Source organism: Stappia sp. ES.058 (assembly GCF_900105595.1).
Lineage (GTDB): Bacteria > Pseudomonadota > Alphaproteobacteria > Rhizobiales > Stappiaceae > Stappia.
Genome location: NZ_LT629784.1, coordinates 41,089 through 65,834 on the forward strand (window position 1 = coordinate 41,089; position 24,746 = coordinate 65,834).

Here is a 24,746-nt window from a genome sequence, read left to right on the forward strand (position 1 = left end):
TGCTTGGTATGTGGCTCAATGCCGCGTTTGCCATGGCCGAGGTGGGAGGAAAGGCCCCGCCCGACGCCCCGATGACCGCTGAATCGCGAGCCTTTCTCGACGCCTACGAGACCTGGGTCCTTCGCTCCGGAAGGGAGCTTGATGTCGCGCATCCCGAGAGCCCGTTTCGCCCTTATCTCGACTGGCGGCTCCACACGGGCCTGAGGGGCATGGATCTGCGTGTCTTTTTCGACCTTCAGGAAGGAGGCTGGTGTTGGGAAATGGCGATGCTCGCGGAGCGCGCCTTTCTTCATGCACATGCGGATCTGCGCGCGGCGTTCGAGGATGTCTGGGTGTCCATCGGGTTCACCCTGCATTTCGTCGAAAAACACACCCGCGCGGGTCTGCGCTGTAAAGCGAAGGAGAAGCTCTCCGACGTGATGGTCAAGGCGCCCGCCGGGACAGGCTCCTGGGAGCCGGTCGAACTGCCGGGCACCGCCGATGCGGACTGGCACGCGGCTGAAAGCGCAAGGCTCGGGCAACCGGTGGATCTCCTGCGCAAGCGCCGCGATGCGTATCGTACGCTTCACCGTCTGGCCTTTTGCGAGGACTATCCGCCGGCGCTGCGCGACATGGAGACCTATCTGGCGGTTCACGAGATCGCGCTGTCGGAGCGCGACCGCGCGCATGTTCGCGCCCGTATGGCGGCGCTGGGCCTGACGGGCAAGGCCTATGAAGACCTGCTTTTCGTCATGAAGGCGCGCGCCGACGATCCGCCGCAAGCCGCCCCCTCGGGCGCCGCCGTCATCCGCCCATCCCGCGCCTGTGTCACGGGCCCCTGACGGCGCAGACGTCCTTCGCCGACACTTTCCTGCCCACGGCTTGAATGTTCCCGCGTTTTTCCGGCTCGCCCGCGCGCATTCCCCTTTGCGGGCGCGGGCGGCGATGGTAAACGAGCGCGCATGAGCACAAAGACCCTGTCCGACATCCGCAATTTCTCCATCGTGGCCCACATCGACCACGGCAAGTCCACGCTGGCCGACCGTCTGATCCAGATGACCGGCACGCTGACCAGCCGGGAGATGAAGGAGCAGGTGCTCGATTCCATGGACATCGAGCGGGAGCGCGGGATCACCATCAAGGCGCAGACCGTGCGCCTGATCTACACGGCCAAGGACGGCAAGCAGTACAAGCTGAACCTGATCGACACGCCGGGCCACGTCGACTTCGCCTATGAGGTGTCGCGCTCGCTCGCCGCCTGCGAGGGGTCGCTCCTCGTCGTCGACGCAAGCCAGGGCGTGGAGGCGCAGACGCTCGCCAACGTCTATCAGGCGATCGACAACAATCACGAGATCGTCCCCGTCCTCAACAAGGTCGACCTGCCGGCGGCGGAACCCGACCGGGTGAAGGAGCAGATCGAGGACGTGATCGGGCTGGATGCTTCCGATGCGGTGATGATTTCGGCGAAGACCGGCCTTGGCGTGGAAAACGTGCTGGAAGCTATCGTCAAGCGACTGCCGGCGCCCGAAGGCGACCCGGACGCGCCGTTGAAGGCGCTGCTCGTCGACAGCTGGTACGACCAGTATCTGGGCGTCATGGTGCTGGTGCGCATCATCGACGGGCGGATGAAGAAGGGCCAGAAGATCAAGATGCTCGGCACCGACGCGACCCATGAGATCGACCGCGTCGGCGTCATGACCCCGAAGTTCCTGATGACCGACGACCTTGGCCCAGGCGAGATCGGCGTCATCACCGGCTCCATCAAGGAAGTGGCCGACACCCGCGTCGGCGACACGATCACCGACGACAGGAAGCCTTGCGCCGAAGCGCTGCCCGGCTTCAAGCCGGCGCAGCCGGTGGTGTTTTGCGGGCTGTTTCCGGTCGATGCCAACGACTTCGACGACCTGCGCGCCGCCATGGGCAAGCTGCGCCTCAACGATGCGTCGTTCTCGTTCGAGATGGAAACCTCGGCGGCGCTGGGCTTCGGCTTCCGATGCGGCTTTCTCGGCCTGCTGCATCTGGAAATCGTGCAGGAGCGGCTGGAGCGCGAGTTCGATCTCGACCTGATCGCCACCGCGCCCTCGGTCGTCTACCGCATGCAGCTGACCGACGGCGAGGTCGTGGAGCTGCACAATCCCGCCGACATGCCCGATCCGGTGAAGATCGACACGATCGAGGAGCCGTGGATCCGCGCCACCATCATGACGCCGGACGACTATCTCGGCGCCATCCTGACGCTGTGCCAGGAGCGGCGCGGCATTCAGGTGGATCTGAATTATGTCGGCACGCGCGCCATGGTCACCTACGACCTGCCGCTCAACGAGGTGGTGTTCGATTTCTACGACCGGCTGAAGTCGATCTCCAAGGGCTACGCCTCCTTCGACTACCAGATCTCCGACTACCGCGAGGGCGACCTCGTGCGCATGTCGATCCTGGTCAATGCCGAGCCGGTCGACGCGCTGTCGACGCTTGTCCACCGCTCGCAGGCCGAACGGCGCGGACGCGCGATGTGCGAGAAGCTCAAGGACCTGATCCCGCGCCACATGTTCAAGATCCCGATCCAGGCCGCCATCGGCGCCCGGGTGATCGCGCGCGAGACCATTGCCGCCCTGCGCAAGGACGTCACCGCCAAATGTTATGGCGGCGACGCGACCAGAAAGCGCAAGCTTCTGGAAAAGCAGAAGGAAGGCAAGAAGAAGATGCGGCAGTTCGGCAAGGTCGAAATCCCGCAGGAAGCCTTTATCAAGGCCCTCAAGATGGACGAATAGGCAGGCAGGCGGCGGGGTCTACTCCGCCGCGACCAGGGCCGGTTGTTGCCAGGTGCCGGCCTCGATCTGCGCGATCTGCGCGTCGATGTGATCGAGCACCGTGCGCGAGAACGGCCCGAGGTGGACATAGAGCGCCACCATCTGCAGCATCGGATTGAGCGCGCGCGGATTGGTGCGCAGCGTGTAGGCGATCATCCGCCACAGGTGGCCGCGGTGCTCCGGGTGGTGGCGGGTGATCGACCAGACGAGCTTGCCCAGTTTCTTCAGATCGCTGCCAAGGCGCGCATGGAAGGCGTCGCCGTTCGGACCCGACATGTCCAGCCGCGCGACCACATCCTTGAGCCGCGCGAAATAGGCGTCAGGCGCATAGACGCGGGCGATCACCTTCTTGAAGTCCGACAGGATCTGCGCGCGCGGGCGCAGCGTCTCGAAGTTGAGGCCGGAGGTGCAATGGTCGCCTCCATCGGCCGGATCGGCGATGTCGAATTCCGCGTGCAGACGTCCCTGGGCTTCAAGCCGGCGGGTCAATTGCGTGGTCGGCAGAGCATAAAGCAGGCCGGTCATGGCGACGGGGATCGCCGCCTCCTCGATCAGCCCGGCGATTTCATCCGCCACCTGGTCGCTTTCCTCGTCGAACCCGACGATGAAGCCGCCGATCACCATGATGCCGGCCTCATAGACCTTGTGAACGCTCGCCGCGATGTCGCGCCGGGTGTTCTGCTTCTTGCGGGTGGCGTTCAGCACGTCCGGGTCGGGGCTTTCGATGCCGATGAAGACGATGAAGAAACCCGCCTGCTGCATCATCGTCAGCAGCGCGGTGTCGTCGGCGAGGTTGAGCGAGGCTTCGGTGGACAGCTCGAAGGGCCGCCCATGCGCTTTTTGCCAGGCGATCAGCTCCGGGAGAAACTGTTTTACCGCCTTCTTGTTGCCGATCAGGTTGTCGTCGACGAAATCGACATGGCCGCGATAGCCAAGGTCGTAGAGCGCCTGCAGCTCGGCCAGGATCTGCTCGTTGGTCTTGGTGCGCGGCTTGCGCCCGTAGAGCTCGATGATGTCGCAGAACTCGCAGGTGAAGGGACAGCCGCGCGAATACTGGACGTTGACCTGGACGTAGTCGTTGAAGTTCAGCAGGTCGAAACGCGGCACCGGCGTTGTCGTGACGTCCGCCTTGAATTTCTCGGCCTCGAAGGTGCCGGAGCGCTCGCCGCGCTCGAAGGCCTCGACAAAGCGTTCCAGAATCCCTTCCGCCTCGCCGATCACGCGGAAATCGGCATGGGCATAATGCCAGGGGCTGGAAGTCACGTCCGGTCCGCCGACGACCGCCGGTTTGCCAGCCGCGCGGCAGATCTCGAGGATCTCTAGGGTGTCGGGTTGCTGCGGCAGCATCCCGCCGGTGAAGACGACATCCGCCCACGCGAGATCCTCGGGGGACAACTCGCCGGTGTTGCGGTCGACCAGTCGCGACGTCCAATGCTCCGGCAGCATGGCCGCGACCGTGATCAGCCCCAGTGGCGGGGCGGGATATTTCGCGCCGACCAGCTTGCACGTCTCCTTGTAGTTCCAGAAGGATCCTGCCTGGAACCGGGGGTAGAGAAGCAAGACGTTTATACGGGCGACCATCAAGATGTCCTGTTTGTCGTGTCCTGTCGTGTCATTGCGCTGCAGGCGTGGGCGGGTCGCAAGATGCCTTCGACGGGCGGCCCGGACCGCGACAATGATCGTGACGCAACGCGAGCATAACATGCGAGGGCGCTGCGACAAGACGCCCACACAACATGCGCACAATGGCGTTCACCCGGTGCCGTGACGCTCGTCAAGCTCCTGATAAAAAACACAAGACTTGCAATTTGCAGAATAGTCACCAATTCTTAACAGTGATTGTTCATTATTCGCTGACGCTGTTGGATCCCTGAGGGTTCTGCGGCCACGGTTCGGCAGCCCATGTCCCAATTGTTTGCGGGCGGGTTGCATCCCGAATGTCACGCCTGTCCAGAGCATTCGGAGCGGCCAGAAGCCTGCACCGAAGCGATCGGGATTTGCGGCCGGATGGTCCGGCGACTGGAACAGTCGCGAACTTCAAAAGCAAGCAAGAAAAAGACGAAAGAGAACTGAAATGGAACTTGGAAACGTAAAGTGGTTCGACCTGCGCAGTGGCGTCGGTCAGATCCAGGCCGACGAAGGCGACTTCGTCCACGTAGATATCAAAGCCGTGCGCAAGGCCGGCCAGGCGACGCTGCGCGAAGGCCAGCTTGTCGCCTATGACCTGGAATACGCACGCGGCACGTCCGTCGCGGACAATCTGCGCGTCCTTTGACGCGCTGACACCCTGACGCGTGCCTCGCTCGCGAGGCGACGTCCGCGAAGGGGTCCAGGACATGAGCATCGATACGACGCGAACGGCGTGGCGCAGGGTGCGATCACGCCGTTCCTGTATCTGTCACGCGCGATATTGCCGTCTCACGTCCCCAGCCACATCCCCCGGTCTCAACCGGCGTAATAGGCCGGGTCGAGATCCGGCATGTGGTTCCGGAACAGCGCGGCGTTGTCGCTTGCGCAGATCGCAAGGATTTCCGCGCGTTGCGTCTCCGACAGGAGGATGGCTCGTGGATACTGGCGAGACGAGAAGCGATTGAAGAGGTTGAGGCGCCAGGCCCGGAAATCTTCCTCCGACAGCCGGCCGCGCAGGAGCGGGTAGGTTGCCAGCGCCACCTCGACCCCAAGGCCGGAAATCGCGGTATTGGTCGCAACGCGCGTGCTTGCCTCGACAAGCTCCGGGATCGGAGCGCCGGTGAGGAAGGTGGCAAGCGGATCGAAGATGTAGTCAGGCCCCTTTCGGATTTCCTCGAAAGGAAGAACGAGGGTATCTGCTGCACCGAACAGGTCCGCTGCGGTATCCGCAATCACCTTCCATGACAGTTTTTCCGTGTCGATCGCATGGGTGTGCAGGAAGTCGTGGAAGGTCACCGTGCGCCCCGCCTTGAGTTGCTGCAGGTAGCAGGATTCGATGAACGTATCCTGTCGCCGCACGATCATAACGACGCGCGTGGCATGCTCCCGGGTCACCTCGCGCAGCGCCTGCAGCATTCGCGGTGCGTGCGGGTAAATTCCGCCGTATTTGTCGAGCGAGCAATGGCCCAGAAGGCCTTCCGCCGAAATCAAGAGCGTCTCGCCGTCTGGCATCCCGTCCCCGAGCCGGTCGAGGTCGGCCCGCAGTTCGTCCAGGATTTCCTGCGGCAAGGGGCCTGGCGCGAGGTCGAGATACTTCCGCTCGTAGAAGAAGGTGTAGAACGCCCCCGTGTGGAAGTCCGGCGCAAAGGCGAAACGCAGTCCGCAGGAAAGGGCGAGATGGTCGCGTACTTTCGCGAAAGATTGCTGGACGACGGTCGAGGCGGCCTTGTGGGCGCCGAAATGAATACAAAGCTGCATGTCGGTTTCTTTCATGTTCCTGCTGGTCCGGCAATCCCGAGCCAGAGAAAACGCACCGCGCCCTTGCGCGGCGCTTTGCGTTTCAGCGTCGGCCCATGTGGTGCAGCCTGATCATGGCGACGAGGCCGAAGGCGGGGCCGAGAGCAAGAAGTGCCAGAACCGGCGGCCAGCCGGTCGAGGCGGCGATGACCGGGGTGGCCTGGACCGTGACGAAGGTGAGGGCGAAGCCGAGCGCGGTTTGCAGCGTCATCAGGCTTCCCGCTTGCTCCGGCGGCGCGAAGTCGGCGACCAGTGCCGAAAACTGCGCCGAATCCGGAATGACCGAAAATCCCCAAAGAACGAACACCGCAACGACGATCCACACCGGTCCGCCAAAGGTGAGCGCGGCGGCGAGCGCGCAGGTTCCGCTGACGGCCAGTGCGAGGATCGCGACCTGCGCCTTGCCGATGCGGTCGGCGATCCATCTGGCGGCGATGCAGGCGATGCCGCCGGCGGCCACGGCGCAAAATGTGGCGATGCGCGCCAGCGGAAGCGCGTCTTCCGGCGCCATGCGCAGGGCGAAACTCGCAGCCATCGCAGCCCCCGCCCAGCTCCACACCGCGTAAAGCTCCCACATGTGGCCGAGATAGCCGGCATAGGCGAGCCGGATGCGCCGGTCGGTCCAGGCGCGGGTCACCGCGCGGATATCGAAGCGCGCGGCCTGCGCATGATACGGCCCGAGCTGCACGCCGAGCATCAGGAAAGCGGCGGAAAGTCCGGCAAGCGACGTGATGCTCACGGTGACCCGCCAGTTCGCACCGCCTGAAAGCGCGATCAGGTGCGGGGAGGCGGAGCCGAGCGTAAGCGCGCCGACAAGAAGCCCCACCAGAAAGCCGCGATCGCGGGTGCCCCAGCCGACCGCGATCTTCATGCCGACGGGATAGACCCCGGCCAGCAGCGCACCGGTCACGACGCGCGCGGCAATCGCCGCGTTGCCGCCGATGGGCGTTACGAGCAGTGCGGCGTTGACGAGGGCGGCGGTGGCGGCACAGGCGGCGAACAGCCGGGCCGGATGGATCCGGTCCGGCAGGCCGAGCACGGCAAACCCGAGCGCTCCGACGACAAACCCGATCTGTACGCCGCTGGTCAGAAAGGCCTGGCGTGTCGGCGTGATCGATGCCTCCGCAAGCATTTCCGGCAAGACCGCGGCGGAGGAAAACCACAGGGAAAGGGCTGCCACACAAGCTGCAGCCAGCAGGGAAACGGAAAGCGTTTTTATGGTCGTGCCCCAAGGTGCAGCGGGAAGACGTCGAACGGGATGCCGGTCTGCCTGTTTGCAGGCTGGGCGAGCGCAGGCCGGCACTCGCCATCCATAGCACCGCCGGGCAGCAAAGGTCGATTCCCGGCGCGGCCCGGTCCATGGCGACGTCGGCTGTACAAACAGGGAGCTTTTCGATTGACCCTGTTTTGGTTTCGTTTGATTGTCGTTTCGAGCAATAAGGAAAGAAAACGAACCTCGGCCATGACCTTGGAAATGCGGTCGCATTCATGGGGGCATGGCCCGGTCTGGGAGGACCTCGTGAGCGGCGACCACATTCTCGCAATCGATCAGGGAACCACGTCAAGCCGAGCCATCGTCTTCGACGACAGCTTTCGATCCGCAGGGACGGGGCAGCAGGAATTTCCGCAGCATTTTCCCCACTCCGGCTGGGTCGAGCATGATCCGGAAGACTTGTGGACCTCTACGCTTGCCGTCTGCCGCGAGGCTCTGGCCGGCTTTTCTGGAGGCGCTGCGGGGATCGCGGCCATCGGCATCACCAATCAGCGCGAAACGACGGTGGTCTGGAACCGCAAGACCGGCAAGCCGGTCTGTAACGCCATCGTCTGGCAGGACCGGCGCACGGCTGATTTCTGCGCCCGGCTGAAGGCGGACGGCCATGAGCCGATGGTCACGGACAAGACCGGGCTCTTGCTCGACCCCTATTTTTCCGGCACCAAGCTTGCGTGGATCCTCGACACGGTGGAAGGCGCGCGCGCGGCCGCGGAGGCCGGCGATCTCCTCTTCGGCACCGTCGACAGCTGGCTGATCTGGCGCTTCACCGGCGGGCGGGCGCATGTGACGGATGCCACCAACGCCTCGCGCACGCTGCTCTACAACATCGACGACAACGCCTGGGACGAGGACCTGTGCCGGCTGCTCGGCGTGCCCATGTCCATGCTCCCGGACGTCAAGGACAGCGCCGACATGTTCGGCACCGTCGAGGCCGAGCATTTCGGCGTCGAACTGCCGATCCTCGGCGTTGCCGGCGACCAGCAGGCGGCGACCGTCGGCCAGGCGTGTTTTTCGCCCGGCATGGTGAAATCCACCTATGGAACGGGTTGTTTCGCGCTGATCAACACCGGAGAAACCCGGGTCGCCTCGACAAACCGGCTGCTCTCCACCATTGCCTACCGGCTCGACGGCAAGACCACCTATGCGCTCGAGGGCTCGATCTTCGTCGCCGGCAGCGCCGTGCAATGGCTGCGCGACGGGCTGAAGATCATCGAAACCGCCGCCGACAGTCAGGATCTTGCCGCACGGGCCGACCCGGAAAACCGCATCTACATGGTGCCGGCCTTCGTCGGGCTTGGCGCGCCCTATTGGGATCCGGACGCGCGCGGGGCGATTTTCGGCCTGACGCGCGCCAGCGGACCGGCCGATTTCTGCCGTTCAGCACTTGAAAGCGTCGGTTACCAGACCCGCGACCTGATCGACGCGATGCGGGCCGACGCGGAGCATATCGCCGGATCGGGCGAGGAGATGGCGGCCATCGTGCTGCGCGTCGACGGCGGCATGACCGCTTCCGACTGGACCATGCAGTTTCTCGCCGACATCCTGGGCGCGCCGGTCGACCGGCCGCAGGTTCTGGAGACGACGGCGCTGGGCGCGGCCTGGCTCGCGGGGCGCAAGGCCGGGGTCTGGCCGGACGAGGCCGAGTTTGCCGAGCGCTGGCGCCTCGACCGCCGCTTCGAGCCGGAGATGGAAGCCGCCGACCGCGAGGCGCTCTATGCCGGCTGGCAGGACGCGGTGCGCCGCACGCGCACAAACGGCTGAGCGACGCCTGCGGACAGGCGAAAGGGCGGGCCGGGGAGCACATCGGCGCAATCGCCACGCGGTTTTTCCCGCGCACACGGTGGTCGGCGGCGAAAACCTCCCGCAAGGTAAGGGCGCCCATCCCGCCCGCATGTCCGGAGGTCGCCGTGTCCGCGTTCTTGAGCAAAAACCGCAGCCGCCTTGCCGCTCGCCTCGCCTGCGCCGCGATTGCCGCGGTTTTCGCCATGGCGCTGCCGCTTTGCGAAGCGCGCGCCCAGGAGACCTATCTCGATCTGGAACTGGTGTTGCTGGCCGATGCCACCGGCTCCATCGACGACGCGGAAATCCGCTTCCAGCGCGAGGGCTATGCGCAGGCGATCACCGATCCCCAGGTGCTGTCGGCAATTGCCGGCAATGCCTATGGCAAGATCGTCGTGACGTACGTGGAATGGGCCGATGCCGGGTCGCAGGACGTTGTCGTCGACTGGACGGTGATCGACGGCGCGGCCTCGGCGCAAGCCTTCGCGGCAGCGCTTCTGGTGCCGCCGCGCCGCGCCTTCGGGCGCAACGCCATCGGCGCGGCGCTGCTCAAGGGCAAGCGCATGATCGAGGAAAACCAGTATCAGGGCATCCGCCGGGTGATCGACCTCTCCGCCGACAGCGCCAACAACTGGAACGGCCCGCCGCTGGAAACGGCCCGCGCCGAGGTCGTCGCCTCGGGCATCGTCATCAACGGGCTCGCCGTGCTCTGCCGCCACTGCTCGGGCCGCCCGGCCTCCTACGTTCTGGAAGACGCCTTCGCCGAGCGCATCATCGGCGGCCCCGGCTCTTTCGTCGTCACCGCCGACAGCACCGCCACCTTCGCCGACGCGGTGCGCAAGAAGCTGATCCTGGAGATTGCCGGGAAGGTGCCGGAAAGGGAGTTTGCGGGGCGGTGAGGGGAGAGTTGCGGAATATAGCCCCGCCGCAAGAGTTCCGCAGGCGATTTCGGCAATAGCGTTCAAATTCGTGAAAGAGCTTCAGATGCAACTCTGCATTGATGAAATGGATTAGTGATAGGCAAGTGAGTCTGGTTCGAATGAGTTTTAAATTCTGGCGATCAGATCAAGAACCCGAATTTTGCAAAATGGATGGTTTTTGCGACAGACTGGAAGTTGAATGAAAATCAAATTTTGTGAGGCTACATGGCTACGTGGACTGTTAAATTGAAAGACGGAAAAACGGAAACCGTCACCGATGAACGATTATATGATTTTCGCGATATGTATGTATCGGACAACAATCTGAAATCACGAATGAGCAGGCTATTTTTGCTCGACCTTTACATCATGGATTTCGAGTTCGGCATAAGTCCCCACGAAATCCTTGAGTCAGTAAAAGAGCTTGAAAATGGCGAGCAACCTAAAGGTGTCAAGCCTGCTGCACCATTCCGAAACCCTCCTTTAAAAGGGTTGTGGCACAAACATTTCTTTGCTGCCCGTTTTCTCGTCCATAACATGCTGCTTGGTCTTGGAAAAAATGGACTGTCACAAATCGTTGAGTCAGCAATGCATCCTGACAAAGGAGATATTGTAACAAAAGAGATGATCGATGAGGTCGCTAGGCGTGTGACTCACGAGCCGTTAGAGCAGAGGAATGCTGACAACCGACTAACAGGTGAGTGGATCGTTTTCCTCCCTCACGACGGCAGGAATTACTACCTATCAATCGCTGCTCATCATTTTGGTGATCAGCTAATTTTTGACCGTATCATCGCGGAAACAACAAGGGACTTTCCTGACATTGGTCAATGGATCAATCATGCTGCAACGTCATAAAATCAAAGATCGTTTTGCGACAAAATTTTGCTACACCTAAGTCGTTGAAATAGCAGGGCGTGATAAACCGTTGCAAAAACCTTCGGATTTGCGACTTAGTCAGCAACTTGAACAAACCGGCTTATAGACAATTTTGTGTGACCGGTCAGCGCCACTCTGCCGCAATTGTCACATGGAAGTTGTAGGGTCGGTTCTACGCACCCAGCGTCTGCGCGCCGCTGAACGTCACATGCCCCGTGCCCGTCTCCGTGTCGCGGCGTTTCACCACGATCTCGACATCGCGGTTGAACAGCGTGAGGAAGCCCATCAGGCGTTCCACCGAGTATTCGCGGAACCGACCGTTCAGCATCCGTGACACTTCCGGCTGGGAAATGCCCATCACCGCGCCAGCGGCCTTTTGGGTCAGTTTGCGATCGCTGATGATGTCCTCGATCTCGCTGACGATCTGCGCCTTGAGGTGATGCGTTTGCGGATCGGGATAGCCGAGATCCGCAAAGACATTGCGGCTGCCGGTTTTCACGTGTTCGTTGTTCATGTCCGAGATTCCTGTCCGGGCCCGTTTTGCCTGTAGTCCTCTTCCGCAAGCCGCAGTCGCTGCTTGATGAGGTCCAGATCCTTTTTGGGCGTTGCAATGCCCTTCTTCGATTTCTTCTGGAAGGCGTGCAGGATGTAGACCACCTCCGCGAATTTCACCGTGTAAACAGCGCGAAAGGTATCGCCGTCATGGTCTGCGATCACTTCTACAGCACCACTTTGCGCGCCTTTCAGTTTCTTGGCGTTCCGGGGTGCCTTGCCTTCCTGCGCTCGATGCAGGGCATATCCGACAGTGTCGTGCACCGGCTCGGGGAACTCCATGAAGTCATTGTAACTGGAACCGACCCAGCGGAGTTGCTTCAGCAAGCGGCGCTTGTTGTTCATAAAAGAATTATGAGTAATTACTCATGAAAAATCAACTGAATTCGGGGAGTTGGGAAACCGTTCACTTCCACCCCTCCCGATACAGCGCGTCGAGGGCCTCGCGGTAGGTCGGATACTGGAACGTGTAGCCGAGTTCCTGTTTGACGCGGGCGTTGGAGACGCGTTTGTTTTCGCCGTAGAAGGAGCGGGCCATGGGGGAGAGGTCGGCGGTTTCGAAATCCTGCTCCGGCGGGGGCGGGACGTCCATCAGCTTTGCCGCATGGGCGACGACATCCTGCGGCGGGGCCGGTTCGTCGTCGGTGACATTGTAGATGCGGCTGACGGGCGGCTTTGACAGGGCGGCGTGAAGCGCGCCGGCGATATCGGCGACATGGATGCGGTTGAACACCTGCCCCGGCTTGACCAGCCGCCGGCCCTTGCCTTTTTCCAGGGTCGCCAGCGCATTGCGCCCCGGTCCGTAAATGCCGGAAAGGCGGAAGATCTGCACCGGGATGTCGGCCTTCTCGCCCAGCGTCGTCCATCCGGTTTCCGCCGCCACCCTTTGCACGGAGCGTCGTGAGACCGGCTTGCAGGGCGTGTTCTCGTCGACCCAGTCGCCATCGTGGTTGCCGTAGACGCCGACGGTGGAGAGATAGCCGATCCATGCCGGCGGATGCGCCGCGATATCCGCGCCGTGATGGGTCAGCACCGGATCGCCGTCCGCATCGGGCGCGATGGAGACCAGCACATGGGTCGCGCCTGCAAGAGCTTCGGCGATGCCCGCGCCCGGGCCGGTGCCGTCGAACAGGAAGGGCGTGATGCCGCGCGCGCGCATCCGCTCCGCTTTTTCCGGGCTGCGGGTCGTGGCTCCGATCCAGTCGCAGTCGGGGGCGATCCGCTCGACGAAGGCTTGGGCCGAAAATCCGAGACCGAAAACAAACAGGCGCATGGGGTGACGTTCCTTTCGGATGCAAGTGTGTTAACCTAGCGTCAGGCGTGTAATTTTGCCGTTTACAGACGCGTGTCAGATTCTGTTTTTTGATATTTCTTGTCCGGCTTTCGGGTGACGAAAACCGGCTCCCAGGGGGGTCAATATGGACATTATGCAAAAGCTTCAAGCGCAGCCGGCGTCGCAAAGCTGTCGCTTGATCGACTTCGACAAGGCCGAGCTGCAGACCGAGGACGGCGGAAAGCGCCTGTTTCTGGTCGTGAGCGGCGAGAAGCCCACCGTGTCGATGCGGGTGGAATTGCGGCCGCTTTACTATGTGATGCAGCCCGAATACTGGGGCGTCGAGGTGGTCGGCTGCGTGTCGGGCATCGTGCTGCCGGCGGTCGCGCCCTATACCGAAGCGCTCGACGTGACCCACACCATGGGCACCAAGGGGATCGAGGTGATCGGCGCCAACAAGACGCTGAGACTTGACAAGTAGGCCGCGACCCGCAACGGCGAGGCGGTTGCCTCAGGCGTCGAGCGTCAGATCGCCGCGGCGGATCTCGTAGAGCATGACGCCGGTCGCGACCGCGAGGTTGAGGCTGTCGGCCTCGCCGGCCTGCGGGATGCGCGCAAGCGCCGTGCAGGCGTTTGCCATGTCGTCCGGCAGGCCGGCCTGTTCGTTGCCCATCAGGAGCAGCGTCGGCCGGGCGTAGGAAATCGCCCGGTAGTCGGTCGATCCCTTGAGGTGGGTGCCGACGAGCGTGCCCGGCCAGCTTGTCGCCATCTCCTGGAAGGCGGCGCGGGTCATGCGCGCCAGCGGCACATGGAACAGCGACCCCATGGTGGCGCGCACCGCTTCCACCGCGAAGGGGTCGGTGGTTTCGCCGACGAGAATGACGCCCTTGGCCCCCACCGCATCGGCGGTGCGCAGGATGGTGCCGAGATTTCCCGGATCGCGCACATGGTCGAGCGCGACCCACACGGCGGCGGGATCCGCCTTGAGCGCGCGCGTCAGTTCCGCGCCGTCCATGATCTTCTGTTCGTAGACGCCGACAACCATTTGCGGATTGTCGCGCCGGGTCATGGCCGCGAGGACCGGCGTGGAAACTTCAAGGATGGTGGCGCCGCGCGCTCGTGCGGTCGCCGCGATATCGCGTGCGGCCGCGCTTTCGCGCGCCTCGGGGCCGAGGACGAGCATGTCCACGCTCCAGCCGGCGGAAAGCGCGTCGGTGGCAAGCTTCAGCCCCTCGGCGACGAACAGGCCGCTGCGCTGCCGGTGCTTGCGCTGGGCGACCAGCGCCTTGATCTCCTTGACCAGCGGGTTGGAGAAGGAGGTGATCTGCTTGACGCTGCCGGCCGCGCGCCGCGACCCGGCGCCGGTAAAAGGCGGACGTTCGCTCATGGCATGCTCCAGCGGCTGAACATCGAGGTCGACAGCGCGCGTTCGCCGTCGGGGGTGCGCAGCACCAGTTCGCCCGATTCCAGCAGGCCGCCGCGGGTGTCCAGCGTTTCCGCCATCACCTCGTGAAGCGCCACGAAGCTGGAGCGGATCGCATAGGCTGTGAGGATCACGAAGCGGGCGTCGGGCGCCAGGATTTTTTCGATCATCGGCAGCATTTCGGGCAGGCTGTCGAACAGCTCCCAGACTTCGCCCTTGGGGCCGCGCCCGTATTTGGGCGGGTCGAGCAGGATGCCGTCATAGGTGTTGCCGCGCTTGACCTCGCGGGCGACGAATTTCATCGCGTCCTCGCAGATCCAGCGGATCGGCAGATCCTCCATGGCCGAAAGCTCCTGGTTCTCGCGCGCCCAGCCGATGGCCTTCTTCGAGGCGTCGATATGGGTGACCCGCGCGCCGGCGGCGGCCGGAACGAGCGATCCGAGCCCGGTGTAGCCGAAAAGGTTGAGCACCTTCAGCGGTTTTTCCGGGGGCGCAGCGGAGACGAGATCGGCCATCCACTGCCAGTGCGCGGCCTGTTCGGGAAAGACGCCGACATGGCGAAACGACATGAAACGCCCGAGGAAGGAGGTGTCGCCGAAGCGCATTTTCCAGGTTTCCGGCAGGTCGCGGTTGAGCCGCCAGCGGCCCGGCCCGTCGTCGTCGTCCTGCCCGGTGAAGACGGCGTCGGCCGCGTCCCAGGTGGCATCGCTGAGGTGACGCCGGCCCATCGCCTGCGGTTCGGGGCGGTCGACAACGACATCGCCGTAACGTTCCAGCTTGCGACCGAGCCCGAAGTCGAGAAGTGCGTAGTCGTCCCAGCCGCGGGTTTCCAGCATGGTCGGCCAGGCGGCGCGGGGCGGAGAGCCGGCGGCGGCCGGGCGAAGCGGGGCGGGGGCATCGGTCACGCGAGGGACCTCTTTTCAAGCGGCTCGGACTGTCGGGGTCTTGCAGATCGCCTTAGAGCAATTTCGGAAAAAGCGAAACCCGGTTTCGCGCGCGCGGCGGACGCCGAGCCGATGCAAACGGCGGCATAGACCGGTTGCCGGGCGGCCCGGGCTGTCATGCTGCCCTGCACCAAAGAGAACTTTGCAGCCAATTGTCTTTCAAGGACTTGCAAGCGTGCCCCGGCTTGGCCAAGCTAGCGGCCAACTATCAGAGTGGCCGCTTGCGACGGGGTCGGGGTTGTGGTGTAACGTATCGCAACCGCCCGGTGTCGCGACGGTCCAGCCGGAGGATGTTTTTATGGACTTGAGTGGCGAGTATCGGATCCGCGCCTCCCGCGAGGCGGTGTGGGACGCGCTGAACGACCCCGAGGTCCTGCGCCGGTGCATTCCCGGCTGCAAGGAGCTGGAGAAGAGTTCGGACACCGAAATGTCCGCCACCGTCGTCGCCAAGATCGGCCCCGTGAAGGCAACCTTCAAGGGAACGGTGACGCTGGAAGATCTCAATCCGCCGGAGAGCTACACCATCGTCGGCGAGGGCAAGGGCGGTGTCGCGGGTTTCGCGAAGGGGGCCGCTGACGTGTCGCTCGCCGAAGAGGGCGAGGAGACGGTGCTCACCTATACGGTCAAGGCGCAGGTCGGCGGCAAGCTGGCCCAGCTCGGCAGCCGTCTGATCGTGTCCACCTCGCGCAAGATGGCGGACGAGTTCTTCTCCAACTTCAAGGATATCGTCGAGGGCGACGCCGGCACCTCCGATGCCGCGCCGTCCAATGCTGCCGGGTCCGCTGCTGCGCCGGTTGGCGTGGCGGGCGAGCCGGTGGCGGATGCCGACGAAACGGCCCCTGCACCGACGCCCGCGCCTGCACCCCAGGAACAACGCGCCGCCTCCACCAGGGAAACGCCGGAAAAGGCGGCTCCGGCCGGGGAGGAGCACTCCTTTTCGTCGTCGGTCAGCGAGGCCGCGCACGATGTCGAGGAGCGGGTCGAAAAGGCGATGCATGAGGTTGAGACGGAGGTCGAGACGGCCGCCGGTCGCGGGGCTTTCGGCGGGCCCATGGTCTGGGGCCTGATCGCGCTCGCGGCGGTGATCGTCATTCTGGCGGTGATGAGCTAGCGGCTTTTTGCATTTGGGAATTGCCGGGCGGCGGCCCGGCGCTACACTCGGTTACCGGATACCGCGAACAAGTGCCCGGCGAGCGGGTCTGACGATTGAGAGGGAGGAACAGCATGGCCAACGTGACCATGACAGTGAATGGAAAGAACGTTTCGAAACCCGCGGAGGGGCGCACGTTGCTGGTGGACTTCCTGCGCGACGGCGCGGGACTGACGGGAACGCACGTCGGCTGCGACACCTCGCAGTGCGGTGCCTGTGTCGTGCATGTCAACGGCAAGGCGGTGAAGTCCTGCACGATGCTGGCCGCACAGGCGGAGGGCGCGGAGGTCACCACCATCGAGGGGCTTGCCTCCGGCGGCGAGCTGCATCCGATGCAGGCGGCCTTTCGCGAGCATCACGGGCTTCAGTGCGGTTTCTGCACGCCCGGCATGATCATGGCGGCCGTCGACATGGTGGAGCGTCTCGGCGCACCGCTCGACGAGGCGACGATCCGCGCCGAGCTTGAGGGCAACATTTGTCGCTGCACCGGCTACCACAACATCGTCAAGGCGATTGCTGCGGCGAGCGAGACCATGGCGGGGATGAAGACCGCGGCCGAATAGGTCTGGCGGCGGCTCGGACCGGTTGCGCGGGGGGCGCGACGGTTCGTGCGGGGCGCGTTGCACGCGTTGTGGCGGCAGATATCAGATTGCCGCGCGAGCCGCCGATCCCCGCACCCGGGGACCAGGCAAACGGACAGCTTGAGGAATTGCACAGGTCAAGGGTCTCCACGCGCCGCCGAGCGGCCGCCCGGAGATCGCATGGGAGGATGCACATGACAGGTTCAGCAGAAGGCATTGGCGCAAGGGTCACCCGGCGCGAGGACAAGCGCTTCATCACCGGCAAGGGACGCTACACCGACGACATGAACGTGGCCGGCATGTGCCATGCCGCTTTCGTGCGCTCGCCGCACGCGCATGCAAAGGTCACCTCGCTCGACGCCGGTGCGGCACGCGCGATGCCGGGCGTGATCGCCGTTCTGACCGGCGAGGAACTGTCGGCCGACGGCGTCGGCAATCTCATTTGCGGCTGGATGATCCACTCCAAGGACGGCACGCCGATGAAGATGGGCGCCTGGCGCGCGCTGGAGCACGAAACCGTGCGCCACGTCGGACAGGCGGTTGCCGTGGTCGTCGCGGAAACGCGTTCCCAGGCCCGCGACGCCGCCGATGCCGTGGTCGTGGACTATGAGGCGCTCGACGCGGTGGTCGACAGCCTCGACGCACTGAAGTCCGGCGCGCCGCAGATCCATCCCGAAGCCGAGGGCAACCTGATCTACGACTGGGAGATCGGCGACGAGGCGGCGACCGAGGCGGCCTTCGCCTCCGCAGCGCATGTGACCAAGATGGAGATCCGCAACAACCGTCTGGTCCCCAACCCGATGGAGCCGCGCGCGGCCCTTGCACATTACGAAGACGCCGACGAGCATTACACGTTGTGGACCACCTCGCAGAACCCGCATGTGGCGCGTCTGGTGCTCTCCGCCTTCTACAACATCGCGCCCGAGCACAAGCTGCGCGTGATCGCGCCGGATGTCGGCGGCGGCTTCGGCTCCAAGATCTACATCTACCCGGAAGAGATGGTCTGCCTGTGGGCCTCCAAGAAGACCGGCGTGCCGGTCAAATGGACGTCGGACCGCACGGAAGCCTTCCTCACCGACGCCCATGGCCGCGACCACCATTCGGAAGCGGAAGTCGCGCTCGACGCCGACAACAAGATCACCGGTCTGCGCGTCAAGACGGTGGCGAACCTCGGCGCCTACATGTCGCTGTTCTCCTCCTCGGTGCCGACCTATCTCTATGCGACGCTGCTGTCGGGCCAGTACGACATCCCGGCGATCCACTGCAACGTGAAGACGGTCTACACCAACACCACGCCGGTGGACGCCTATCGCGGCGCGGGCCGCCCGGAGGCGACCTATCTGGTGGAGCGCCTGATGGAGACGACAGCGCGCGATATCGGCATGGATCCGGCCGAGTTCCGTCGCAAGAACTTCGTCCGCTCCTTCCCGCACCAGACGCCGGTGATCATGTGCTATGACGCGGGCGATTATGACGCGTCGCTCGATGCGGCGCTGAAGGCGATCGACTACGACGGCTTTGCGGCCCGCAAGGCGGAGTCCGCACGTCGCGGCAAGCTGCGCGGCATCGGCCTGTCCTGCTACATCGAGGCCTGCGGCATCGCCCCGTCCCAGGCGGTCGGGTCGCTGGGCGCCGGCGTCGGCCTTTGGGAATCGGCGGAGGTGCGGGTCAACCCGGTCGGCACCATCGAGGTCCTCACCGGGTCGCACAGCCACGGCCAGGGCCATGAGACCACGTTTGCCCAGCTTGTGTCGGAGCGTCTCGGCGTCGGTCTCGACACGGTCGCCATCGTTCATGGCGACACCGACAAGGTGCAGTTCGGCATGGGCACCTACGGGTCGCGCTCCGGCGCGGTCGGCATGTCGGCGATCTCCAAGGCGCTCGACAAGGTGGAATCCAAGGCCAAGAAGCTCGCCGCCCATCTGATGGAAGCCTCCGAGGGCGACATCACGCTCGAGGGCGGCACCTTCAAGGTGACCGGCACGGACAAGGAGCTTCCCTTCTTCCAGGTGGCGCTTGCCGCCTATACCGCCCACAACATGCCTGAAGGCATGGAGCCTGGCCTCAAGGAAGGCGCCTTCTACGATCCGACCAACTTCACCTTCCCGGCCGGCACCTATGTCTGCGAGGTCGAGGTCGATCCGGAAACCGGCAAGACCGAGGTCGTGGATTTCGTCGCCGCCGACGATTTCGGCACGATCATCAATCCGATGATCGTCGAGGGCCAGGTGCATGGCGGCCTGACGCAGGGCATCGGCCAGGCGCTCCTGGAAAATGCGGCCTACGATCCGGACGGCCAGCTGCTGTCGGCGTCCTACATGGATTACACCATGCCGCGCGCCGATGACGTGCCCTCCTACCGGCTGACGACGACAGTCACCGAATGCCCGGGCAATCCGCTCGGCATGAAGGGCTGCGGCGAGGCCGGTGCCATCGGCTCGCCGCCGGCGGTGATCAATGCGATCACCGACGCCATCGGCACCAACGCGCTGGAGATGCCGGCAACGGCTGCAAACGTCTGGCGCGCGCTCAAGAGCGCCCAGCCGGCGCAGGCGGCGGAATAGACGCAAAGGACAGCCGCGCTCCGGACGATTGCCCGGGGTGCGGCCCAACGACGAGCGGGCGCGCCGGACACTGGCGCCGGCCTGACTGGACAAGACGGGTGAGGAGAAACCCAGGATGTATGAAACAAATTATCACCGCGCGACAAGTGTCGCCGATGCCGCCGCCAAGCTGAGCGGCGTCGAGGACGCCAAGGTGCTGGCCGGCGGCCAGACCCTGCTTCCGACAATGAAACAGCGGCTTGCCGCGCCCTCCGACGTGATCGACGTGACCCACATCGACGACATGAAGGGCATCGCCGAGACCGGTGGCGGCCTGCGCATCGGGGCTGCGACCACTCATGCGGAGGTTGCCGGCTCCGATATCGTCAAACGCATGCTGCCGGGCCTTGCCGCCCTTGCCGGCCATATCGGAGATCCCCATGTGCGCCACATGGGCACGATCGGCGGGTCGCTCGCCAACAACGATCCGGCGGCGGACTATCCGTCCGCGGCGCTGGCGCTGGGCGCGACGATCCACACCAACAACCGGCAGATATCGGCCGAGGACTTCTTCACCGGCATGTTCGAGACCGCGCTGGACGAGGGCGAGATCGTGACGGCGGTGGAATTCCCCAAGGCTTCCGCCTGCGCCTATTCCAAATATCCGAACCCGGCCTCGCGCTATGCGATGGCCGGCGTCTTCGTTGCGAAGACCGATGGCGGAGTGCGGGTTGCCGTTACGGGCGCCGGGCAGGGCGGTGTGTTTCGTCATGCAGCCCTTGAGGATGCGTTGGCGCAGAATTTTTCACCGGACGCAATTGCGGGTGTGACCACCGATCCGGACCTTTTGCTGACCGACATTCACGGGTCGGCGGAGTATCGCGCCAACCTGATCACGGTGATGGCAAAACGCGCGGTCGCCGCCTGCGGCTGACGCGTTTGAACGGTCTCCGCCGCAACGACCGCGGTGTGACGAAGAAACGGCCCGGGCCTTTCGCCCGGGCTTTTTCGTGGCTGGGAGAGGGAAACGGCGACGCTCAGGTTCCGGCGGGGACATGGGCGCGGTTGCGGCGCAAAAGGCGGGCCAGAACCGCAATGACAAGGACGGTCGCCGCGACGCGGCCGACGAGGACGATCCAGACGTCCGCGCCCACCGCCAGCATGATCGCCGTGTCCTCGATGACCGAATGGCAGAGCGACAGGCAGCTCAGCGCCAGAAACAGGTCGCGCCGGTCGTAGGTGCGGACCATGGTTTCCTGAATGATCAACCCGCCGCCATAGGACAGGCCAAGCAGCAGGCCGATGGTGGTCAGCGGCGCCAGATCCGGATTGAGCCCGAGGAACCGCAGGCCCGGGTTGAGTGCACGGGTCAGCCAGGCGATCACCTTGAGCGCCTTCAGGACATCGAGCAGCAGGAACAGCGCGACGATGATCGCCAGCATGCTTAGCAGCGACTGTGCGGTGGCGCTTGCCCAGTCGCTCCAGTTTGCGGTGGCAACGCCCGTGGGCAACCAGTCCGGCATCACGACCTCCGACAGGGCGCCGGTCGTGCGGCACACCCAGGCGGCAAAGGCGGCATAGGCGAAGCCGACCCCGAGCCGCAGCGCCGTGGTGGCGAGAAGGCTGGCACCGGCGCGGCGCACGATCGCCTGTTCGACCGGCAAGGCGTGGGCAAACAGCATCAGCGAGGCCAAGATGCTGACCTGCGCGACGCTGAGCTGCATGTCGGATTGCAGCGAGACGAAGGCGCCGACCCCGCCATAAAGGCCGGTGAGAAGGGTGATTGCCCAGATCAGTCCGGCCTCGGCCGGCAGGTCGACCAGGCCCATTGCGGGCGCAATCGCGCGACCAAGTGCGTCGGTCAGGCCGTAGAGATCCCCAAGGCGCACGAGCAGCATGACCGGCAGCATGATCTTCGCCAGCATGAAGAAGGTGCCAAGGCAGCGACGGGCGAGGGAGTGCAGGTAGGCAGGCATGAACCGGGGGCCTTGTCTTGGAAGAGGCGGCGGCAACGGGGATTGCAACCGGCCGCCGCGATGCGCGTGACCGCGTAGCATGGGTGACCGTTGCAAGCTATACCGGGTCATGCGCGCGCTGCCGGCGTTCTGCGCTACCCTGACGCGCGGATCTTGCGTTCTTTGACGCGAAAGGCAATTTTTGGGCACATGATTGAAACAGACCGTATCGACACACAGCTCTTGAGCGAGTTGCGACGCGATGCCGACATCGGCAATGCGCGGCTGGCCGAGCGTGTCGGCCTTTCCGCGTCTGCCTGCCTGCGCCGTGTGAAGCGGCTGAAACAGGCCGGCCTCGTGCGCCAAGTCGTGGCGCTCGTCGACGCGCGCGCGTTCGGCAACGACCTTTCGGCGATCGTCACCGTATCCTTCCTGCGTCATGCGCCGGAGTATCGGGCGGCCTTCCACCGCAAGCTGCGCGAGGAGCCGGCCGTCTCGATGGCCTACAGCGTATCGGGGGACGTGAGTGCGGTGCTTCAGGTCGATGTCGCTGACATGGCTGCCTTCAACGCGCTGACCGGGCGCCTGTTCGATGACGATCCCAATGTCGCGGCCTTCACCACCCATTTCATCATGGGAACCGTGAAGCAGGAGCCGCTCGTTCCGGCGATGTCCAGGCCGCAGCCCGTATCCTGACATGCGAAAACGGCCCGGGCACGGGGCCCGGGCCGTTTTCTTTTGGACCGCGTTGGCGGTGATGTATCGTCAGGCCGCCGCGACATCGTTCAGGAAGCGGTCGATCTGTCCGCGCAGGTCGCGGGTCTTGTCGCCGACGTCGCTGGAGGCGACCAGCACCATGTCCGCCGAGGCGTTGGTTTCAGCCACCGCGTTCGACAATTCGCCCATGTTGGCGGAGACCGATGTGGTGCCGGTGGCCGCATTCTGGACATTGCGCGAGATCTCGTTGGTCGCGGCACCTTGCTGTTCCACCGCAGCGGCAATGGCGGAGGTGTAATTGTCGACCTCCTGCATGGTTGCCGTGATGGCTTCGATCGCCTCCACAGCCTCCCTGGTCGACCCCTGGATCGCACCGATCTGGGCCCCGATCTCCTCGGTCGCCTTGGAGGTCTGGGTGGCCAGTTCCTTGACTTCCGCCGCCACGACGGCGAAGCCCTTGCCGGCCTCGCCGGCGCGCGCAGCCTCGATGGTGGCGTTCAGCGCCAGAAGATTGGTCTGCTCGGCGATCGCCTGGATCAGCGTCACGACTTCGCCGATCTTGTTGGCGGCCTCGGCAAGACCCGCGACCTTTTCATTGGTGCGCCTTGTGCCTTCGGTGGCTTCACCGACGACCTGCGTCGTCTGGCCGACCTGACGCGAGATCTCCGCGATGGAGGCGGCAAGCTCTTCCGCCGCTGTCGCCACGCTTTCCACATTCTGCGTTGCGGTGCCGCTGGCGTGACTGGTGTCTTCGGCGCGCCCGGCACTTTCACCTGCGATTCGCGTCAGGTCGCGGGCCGTGGCTTCCATGCCCGAGGCCGTGTCGCCGACGGAGGTAAGAAGCTCCTGCACCTGGGTCCGGAAATCCGCGATCAGCGTGTCGACGCGCGTCTGGCGCTCGGTCGCGGCTTCCTGTTCGCGTTCCTGTTCCGCCCTCATGCGGGCGCGTTCGCGGGCATTGTCGCGGAACACCTCCAGAGTGCGGCTCATGGCGCCGATCTCGTCGCCACGCTCTGTTCCATTGATCTCCACATCGGTATCGCCCTCGGCCAACTGACCCATGATCGCGTTCAGGCGACGGGTCGGTCGGGTGATGGCGAGCGACAGGACGACAGCGACCAGCACACCGAGGCCGGCAACGATTGCAAGAGTGACGGTGATGGTCCAGAAGCTCGCCGTGCCGGAGGCGGCTGCCTCCCGGGCCTGGCGGGCCGCGGCGCCCGAGACCTGCTCTTGCATCTCGTTTGCGACGACGCCAAGCTCGCTTGTCATCGCCTGAACCGATTCCATGCTTGCGAGCATGGAATCGAAGGCCGCGCGATAGGATGAGATCTCTGCCTGGATCTGCTCGACCAGTTTCGCGACTTCCGGAAACTTGGAGGCCGCGGAATTGATCATGCTTGCGACCCGCGACAGTTCGCCGAGTTCGCTCTGGACCTGGTCTGCCGTTGCCTGTCCGAGGCCCGAAATCAGTCCCAGCGTTGACGCCTTGACCTTGATCGACTGTTCGGCAAGCTCTCCGCCATAACCGGAGACCAGATCGACCTTGATCTGCTCGATGGAACTGGCCTGTGCGGTCTTTTGCACCTGTGCGGCGGCAATGCGTGCCGAGATCTGTACGTTGGACGTGAGCTTGGTGATGCTGGCGAGCGCATCCTTGATATCGCGGCGAAGCTGATGGACTTCGGAAAAGGAGCTTGTTTCCTTGAGTGTCGCAAGCGCCGTTTCCAGCCCGCCGGCTTCCGTCGCCAGTGTCTCGATAACGTCCTGGTCGATCCCGTCGACACTGGAATTCGTGAGGGCGCGAGCGTTCGATACGAGGATGGCCGCTTCGGAGAGCGTATCGTCCATCACGTTGCTCGCTGTCGACGTTGTCGACAGCAGGAAGAGATACTGAACCCGCAGCGCGGATTCGCGCACGGAGGTTACCACCTGGCCGATTTCATCGACCTTGCGCCGGGTCGCGGACATGCGCACGGCCTCACGCTTGGCGTCGCGGCGCTCGCCCTGCATCTCGGCATTGATCATGTTCGCCAGACTGCCCAGCTTTGTCACCGACGCGGTGAGCTCAGCGAGCAACTGCTTCTGGTTCTCGATCTCGTTGCCCACCGTTGCGAAGTCTGTCTCCAGTACCGAAACGGACTGCAGGGCAGCGTCGACCTCCCTGGCCGCATCGGGATGCTCGGCCACGGAAGTGCGCAAGCTTTGAAGCTTGCCATCCAGTGCGGCAACGAGTTCCATAGTCTTGGCCGCAGTCTTCGGGTCACGCGTCCGCAGAAAGGCCTCTCTCGAGGCCGACGCATCCTGAAGTCCGTCCATTACCTCCGCGGCAACCTCGGACGTCTTCATCTGGTCGGTCAGGCTTCCGATCGTAAGCGCGCCGACGCCACCGACTATGGCCGTGAGCAGCAAAACAACCGCGAAGCCGCCGCCGATCTTGGCAGCAAATCCAAGGTTTCCAATAATTCCGAGTAGCCGGGGCATCCCCATCCTCCAACATCAGTGCATTGGAGGCACCCTAGCCGGCTGTATGTGAATCTTAGGT

General features: G+C 64.1%; 22 protein-coding genes. 12 read left to right on the forward strand and 10 right to left on the reverse strand.

Annotated elements, in window-relative coordinates; translation table 11 throughout:
* Positions 1-71: 71 nt before the first annotated feature.
* Both BLU32_RS00190 and lepA read left to right on the forward strand, forming a co-directional pair.
* Positions 72-821, forward strand: a complete 750-nt coding sequence (locus tag BLU32_RS00190; protein WP_157727419.1) for a hypothetical protein — start codon at positions 72-74, stop codon at positions 819-821.
* Positions 822-941: 120 nt separating this feature from the next.
* Entirely contained in the window at positions 942-2,747 is a 1,806-nt protein-coding gene (lepA, locus tag BLU32_RS00195) for a translation elongation factor 4 (RefSeq protein ID WP_093804455.1), read from the forward strand.
* An 18-nt stretch (positions 2,748-2,765) separates the two neighbouring features.
* Here the strand turns inward: lepA and BLU32_RS00200 are convergent, their stop codons facing one another.
* The gene (locus BLU32_RS00200; RefSeq protein ID WP_093804456.1) at positions 2,766-4,367 is read right to left on the reverse strand and encodes a B12-binding domain-containing radical SAM protein; all 1,602 of its coding nucleotides are present in this window, start codon (positions 4,365-4,367) and stop codon (positions 2,766-2,768) included.
* A gap of 493 nt (positions 4,368-4,860) precedes the next feature.
* Between BLU32_RS00200 and BLU32_RS00205 the strand changes: the two genes are divergently transcribed.
* On the forward strand, positions 4,861-5,061 hold the full coding sequence (locus BLU32_RS00205) for a cold shock domain-containing protein (protein WP_093804457.1): 201 nt from the start codon (positions 4,861-4,863) through the stop codon (positions 5,059-5,061).
* 170 nt (positions 5,062-5,231) lie between these two features.
* Here BLU32_RS00205 and BLU32_RS00210 read toward each other — a convergent pair whose 3' ends face one another.
* On the reverse strand, positions 5,232-6,173 hold the full coding sequence (locus BLU32_RS00210; protein ID WP_157727421.1) for a hypothetical protein: 942 nt from the start codon (positions 6,171-6,173) through the stop codon (positions 5,232-5,234).
* An 82-nt stretch (positions 6,174-6,255) separates the two neighbouring features.
* On the reverse strand, positions 6,256-7,431 hold the full coding sequence (locus BLU32_RS00215; protein ID WP_256371451.1) for an MFS transporter: 1,176 nt from the start codon (positions 7,429-7,431) through the stop codon (positions 6,256-6,258).
* 255 nt (positions 7,432-7,686) lie between these two features.
* On the opposite strand from BLU32_RS00215, the gene glpK reads away from it, so the two are divergent.
* The 3 genes from glpK to BLU32_RS00230 all read left to right on the forward strand — a co-directional run bounded on the left by glpK (position 7,687) and on the right by BLU32_RS00230 (position 11,042).
* Positions 7,687-9,246: a glycerol kinase GlpK gene (glpK, locus tag BLU32_RS00220; RefSeq protein WP_172838506.1), complete on the forward strand. Its 1,560-nt coding sequence runs from the start codon at positions 7,687-7,689 to the stop codon at positions 9,244-9,246.
* A 146-nt stretch (positions 9,247-9,392) separates the two neighbouring features.
* Entirely contained in the window at positions 9,393-10,163 is a 771-nt protein-coding gene (locus tag BLU32_RS00225) for a DUF1194 domain-containing protein (RefSeq protein WP_244501765.1), read from the forward strand.
* A 246-nt stretch (positions 10,164-10,409) separates the two neighbouring features.
* On the forward strand, positions 10,410-11,042 hold the full coding sequence (locus tag BLU32_RS00230) for a hypothetical protein (RefSeq protein ID WP_157727423.1): 633 nt from the start codon (positions 10,410-10,412) through the stop codon (positions 11,040-11,042).
* Between the two features lie 193 nt (positions 11,043-11,235).
* Here the strand turns inward: BLU32_RS00230 and BLU32_RS00235 are convergent, their stop codons facing one another.
* The 3 genes from BLU32_RS00235 to BLU32_RS00245 all read right to left on the reverse strand — a co-directional run bounded on the left by BLU32_RS00235 (position 11,236) and on the right by BLU32_RS00245 (position 12,888).
* Positions 11,236-11,577, reverse strand: a complete 342-nt coding sequence (locus BLU32_RS00235; protein WP_093804461.1) for a helix-turn-helix domain-containing protein — start codon at positions 11,575-11,577, stop codon at positions 11,236-11,238.
* Complete coding sequence (locus tag BLU32_RS00240) at positions 11,574-11,960, reverse strand: type II toxin-antitoxin system RelE/ParE family toxin (RefSeq protein WP_093804462.1); 387 nt, start codon at positions 11,958-11,960, stop codon at positions 11,574-11,576. Before BLU32_RS00240 ends, BLU32_RS00235 begins: the two co-directional genes overlap by 4 nt.
* Before the next feature lie 61 nt (positions 11,961-12,021).
* Positions 12,022-12,888 carry an SDR family oxidoreductase gene (locus BLU32_RS00245; RefSeq protein WP_093804463.1) on the reverse strand — a complete coding sequence of 289 codons (867 nt, stop codon included), beginning with the start codon at positions 12,886-12,888 and terminating at the stop codon, positions 12,022-12,024.
* Between the two features lie 145 nt (positions 12,889-13,033).
* Between BLU32_RS00245 and BLU32_RS00250 the strand changes: the two genes are divergently transcribed.
* Positions 13,034-13,369: a hypothetical protein gene (locus BLU32_RS00250; protein WP_197673665.1), complete on the forward strand. Its 336-nt coding sequence runs from the start codon at positions 13,034-13,036 to the stop codon at positions 13,367-13,369.
* Positions 13,370-13,399: 30 nt separating this feature from the next.
* On the opposite strand, the gene BLU32_RS00255 is transcribed toward BLU32_RS00250, so the two are convergent.
* Together BLU32_RS00255 and BLU32_RS00260 are read right to left on the reverse strand one after the other, a co-directional pair.
* A complete protein-coding gene (locus BLU32_RS00255; protein WP_093804464.1) occupies positions 13,400-14,275 on the reverse strand; it encodes an RNA methyltransferase in 876 nt (291 codons plus the stop codon).
* Positions 14,272-15,216, reverse strand: a complete 945-nt coding sequence (locus tag BLU32_RS00260; protein WP_093804465.1) for a class I SAM-dependent methyltransferase — start codon at positions 15,214-15,216, stop codon at positions 14,272-14,274. The genes BLU32_RS00255 and BLU32_RS00260 overlap by 4 nt, the downstream gene beginning before the upstream one ends.
* A 337-nt stretch (positions 15,217-15,553) precedes the next feature.
* Here BLU32_RS00260 and BLU32_RS00265 point away from each other — a divergent pair, with 337 nt between their 5' ends.
* The 4 genes from BLU32_RS00265 to BLU32_RS00280 all read left to right on the forward strand — a co-directional run bounded on the left by BLU32_RS00265 (position 15,554) and on the right by BLU32_RS00280 (position 20,463).
* Positions 15,554-16,366 carry a carbon monoxide dehydrogenase subunit G gene (locus BLU32_RS00265; RefSeq protein WP_093804466.1) on the forward strand — a complete coding sequence of 271 codons (813 nt, stop codon included), beginning with the start codon at positions 15,554-15,556 and terminating at the stop codon, positions 16,364-16,366.
* A 113-nt stretch (positions 16,367-16,479) separates the two neighbouring features.
* Complete coding sequence (locus BLU32_RS00270) at positions 16,480-16,968, forward strand: (2Fe-2S)-binding protein (protein ID WP_093804467.1); 489 nt, start codon at positions 16,480-16,482, stop codon at positions 16,966-16,968.
* Between the two features lie 212 nt (positions 16,969-17,180).
* Positions 17,181-19,550: a xanthine dehydrogenase family protein molybdopterin-binding subunit gene (locus BLU32_RS00275; RefSeq protein ID WP_208976948.1), complete on the forward strand. Its 2,370-nt coding sequence runs from the start codon at positions 17,181-17,183 to the stop codon at positions 19,548-19,550.
* Between the two features lie 115 nt (positions 19,551-19,665).
* Complete coding sequence (locus BLU32_RS00280; RefSeq protein WP_093804469.1) at positions 19,666-20,463, forward strand: xanthine dehydrogenase family protein subunit M; 798 nt, start codon at positions 19,666-19,668, stop codon at positions 20,461-20,463.
* 103 nt (positions 20,464-20,566) lie between these two features.
* Here BLU32_RS00280 and BLU32_RS00285 read toward each other — a convergent pair whose 3' ends face one another.
* Positions 20,567-21,505: a nucleoside recognition domain-containing protein gene (locus BLU32_RS00285; RefSeq protein ID WP_093804470.1), complete on the reverse strand. Its 939-nt coding sequence runs from the start codon at positions 21,503-21,505 to the stop codon at positions 20,567-20,569.
* 189 nt (positions 21,506-21,694) lie between these two features.
* On the opposite strand from BLU32_RS00285, the gene BLU32_RS00290 reads away from it, so the two are divergent.
* Positions 21,695-22,180: an Lrp/AsnC family transcriptional regulator gene (locus BLU32_RS00290; RefSeq protein ID WP_197673666.1), complete on the forward strand. Its 486-nt coding sequence runs from the start codon at positions 21,695-21,697 to the stop codon at positions 22,178-22,180.
* Positions 22,181-22,249: 69 nt separating this feature from the next.
* On the opposite strand, the gene BLU32_RS00295 is transcribed toward BLU32_RS00290, so the two are convergent.
* On the reverse strand, positions 22,250-24,685 hold the full coding sequence (locus tag BLU32_RS00295; RefSeq protein ID WP_172838507.1) for a methyl-accepting chemotaxis protein: 2,436 nt from the start codon (positions 24,683-24,685) through the stop codon (positions 22,250-22,252).
* Positions 24,686-24,746 lie beyond the last annotated feature (61 nt).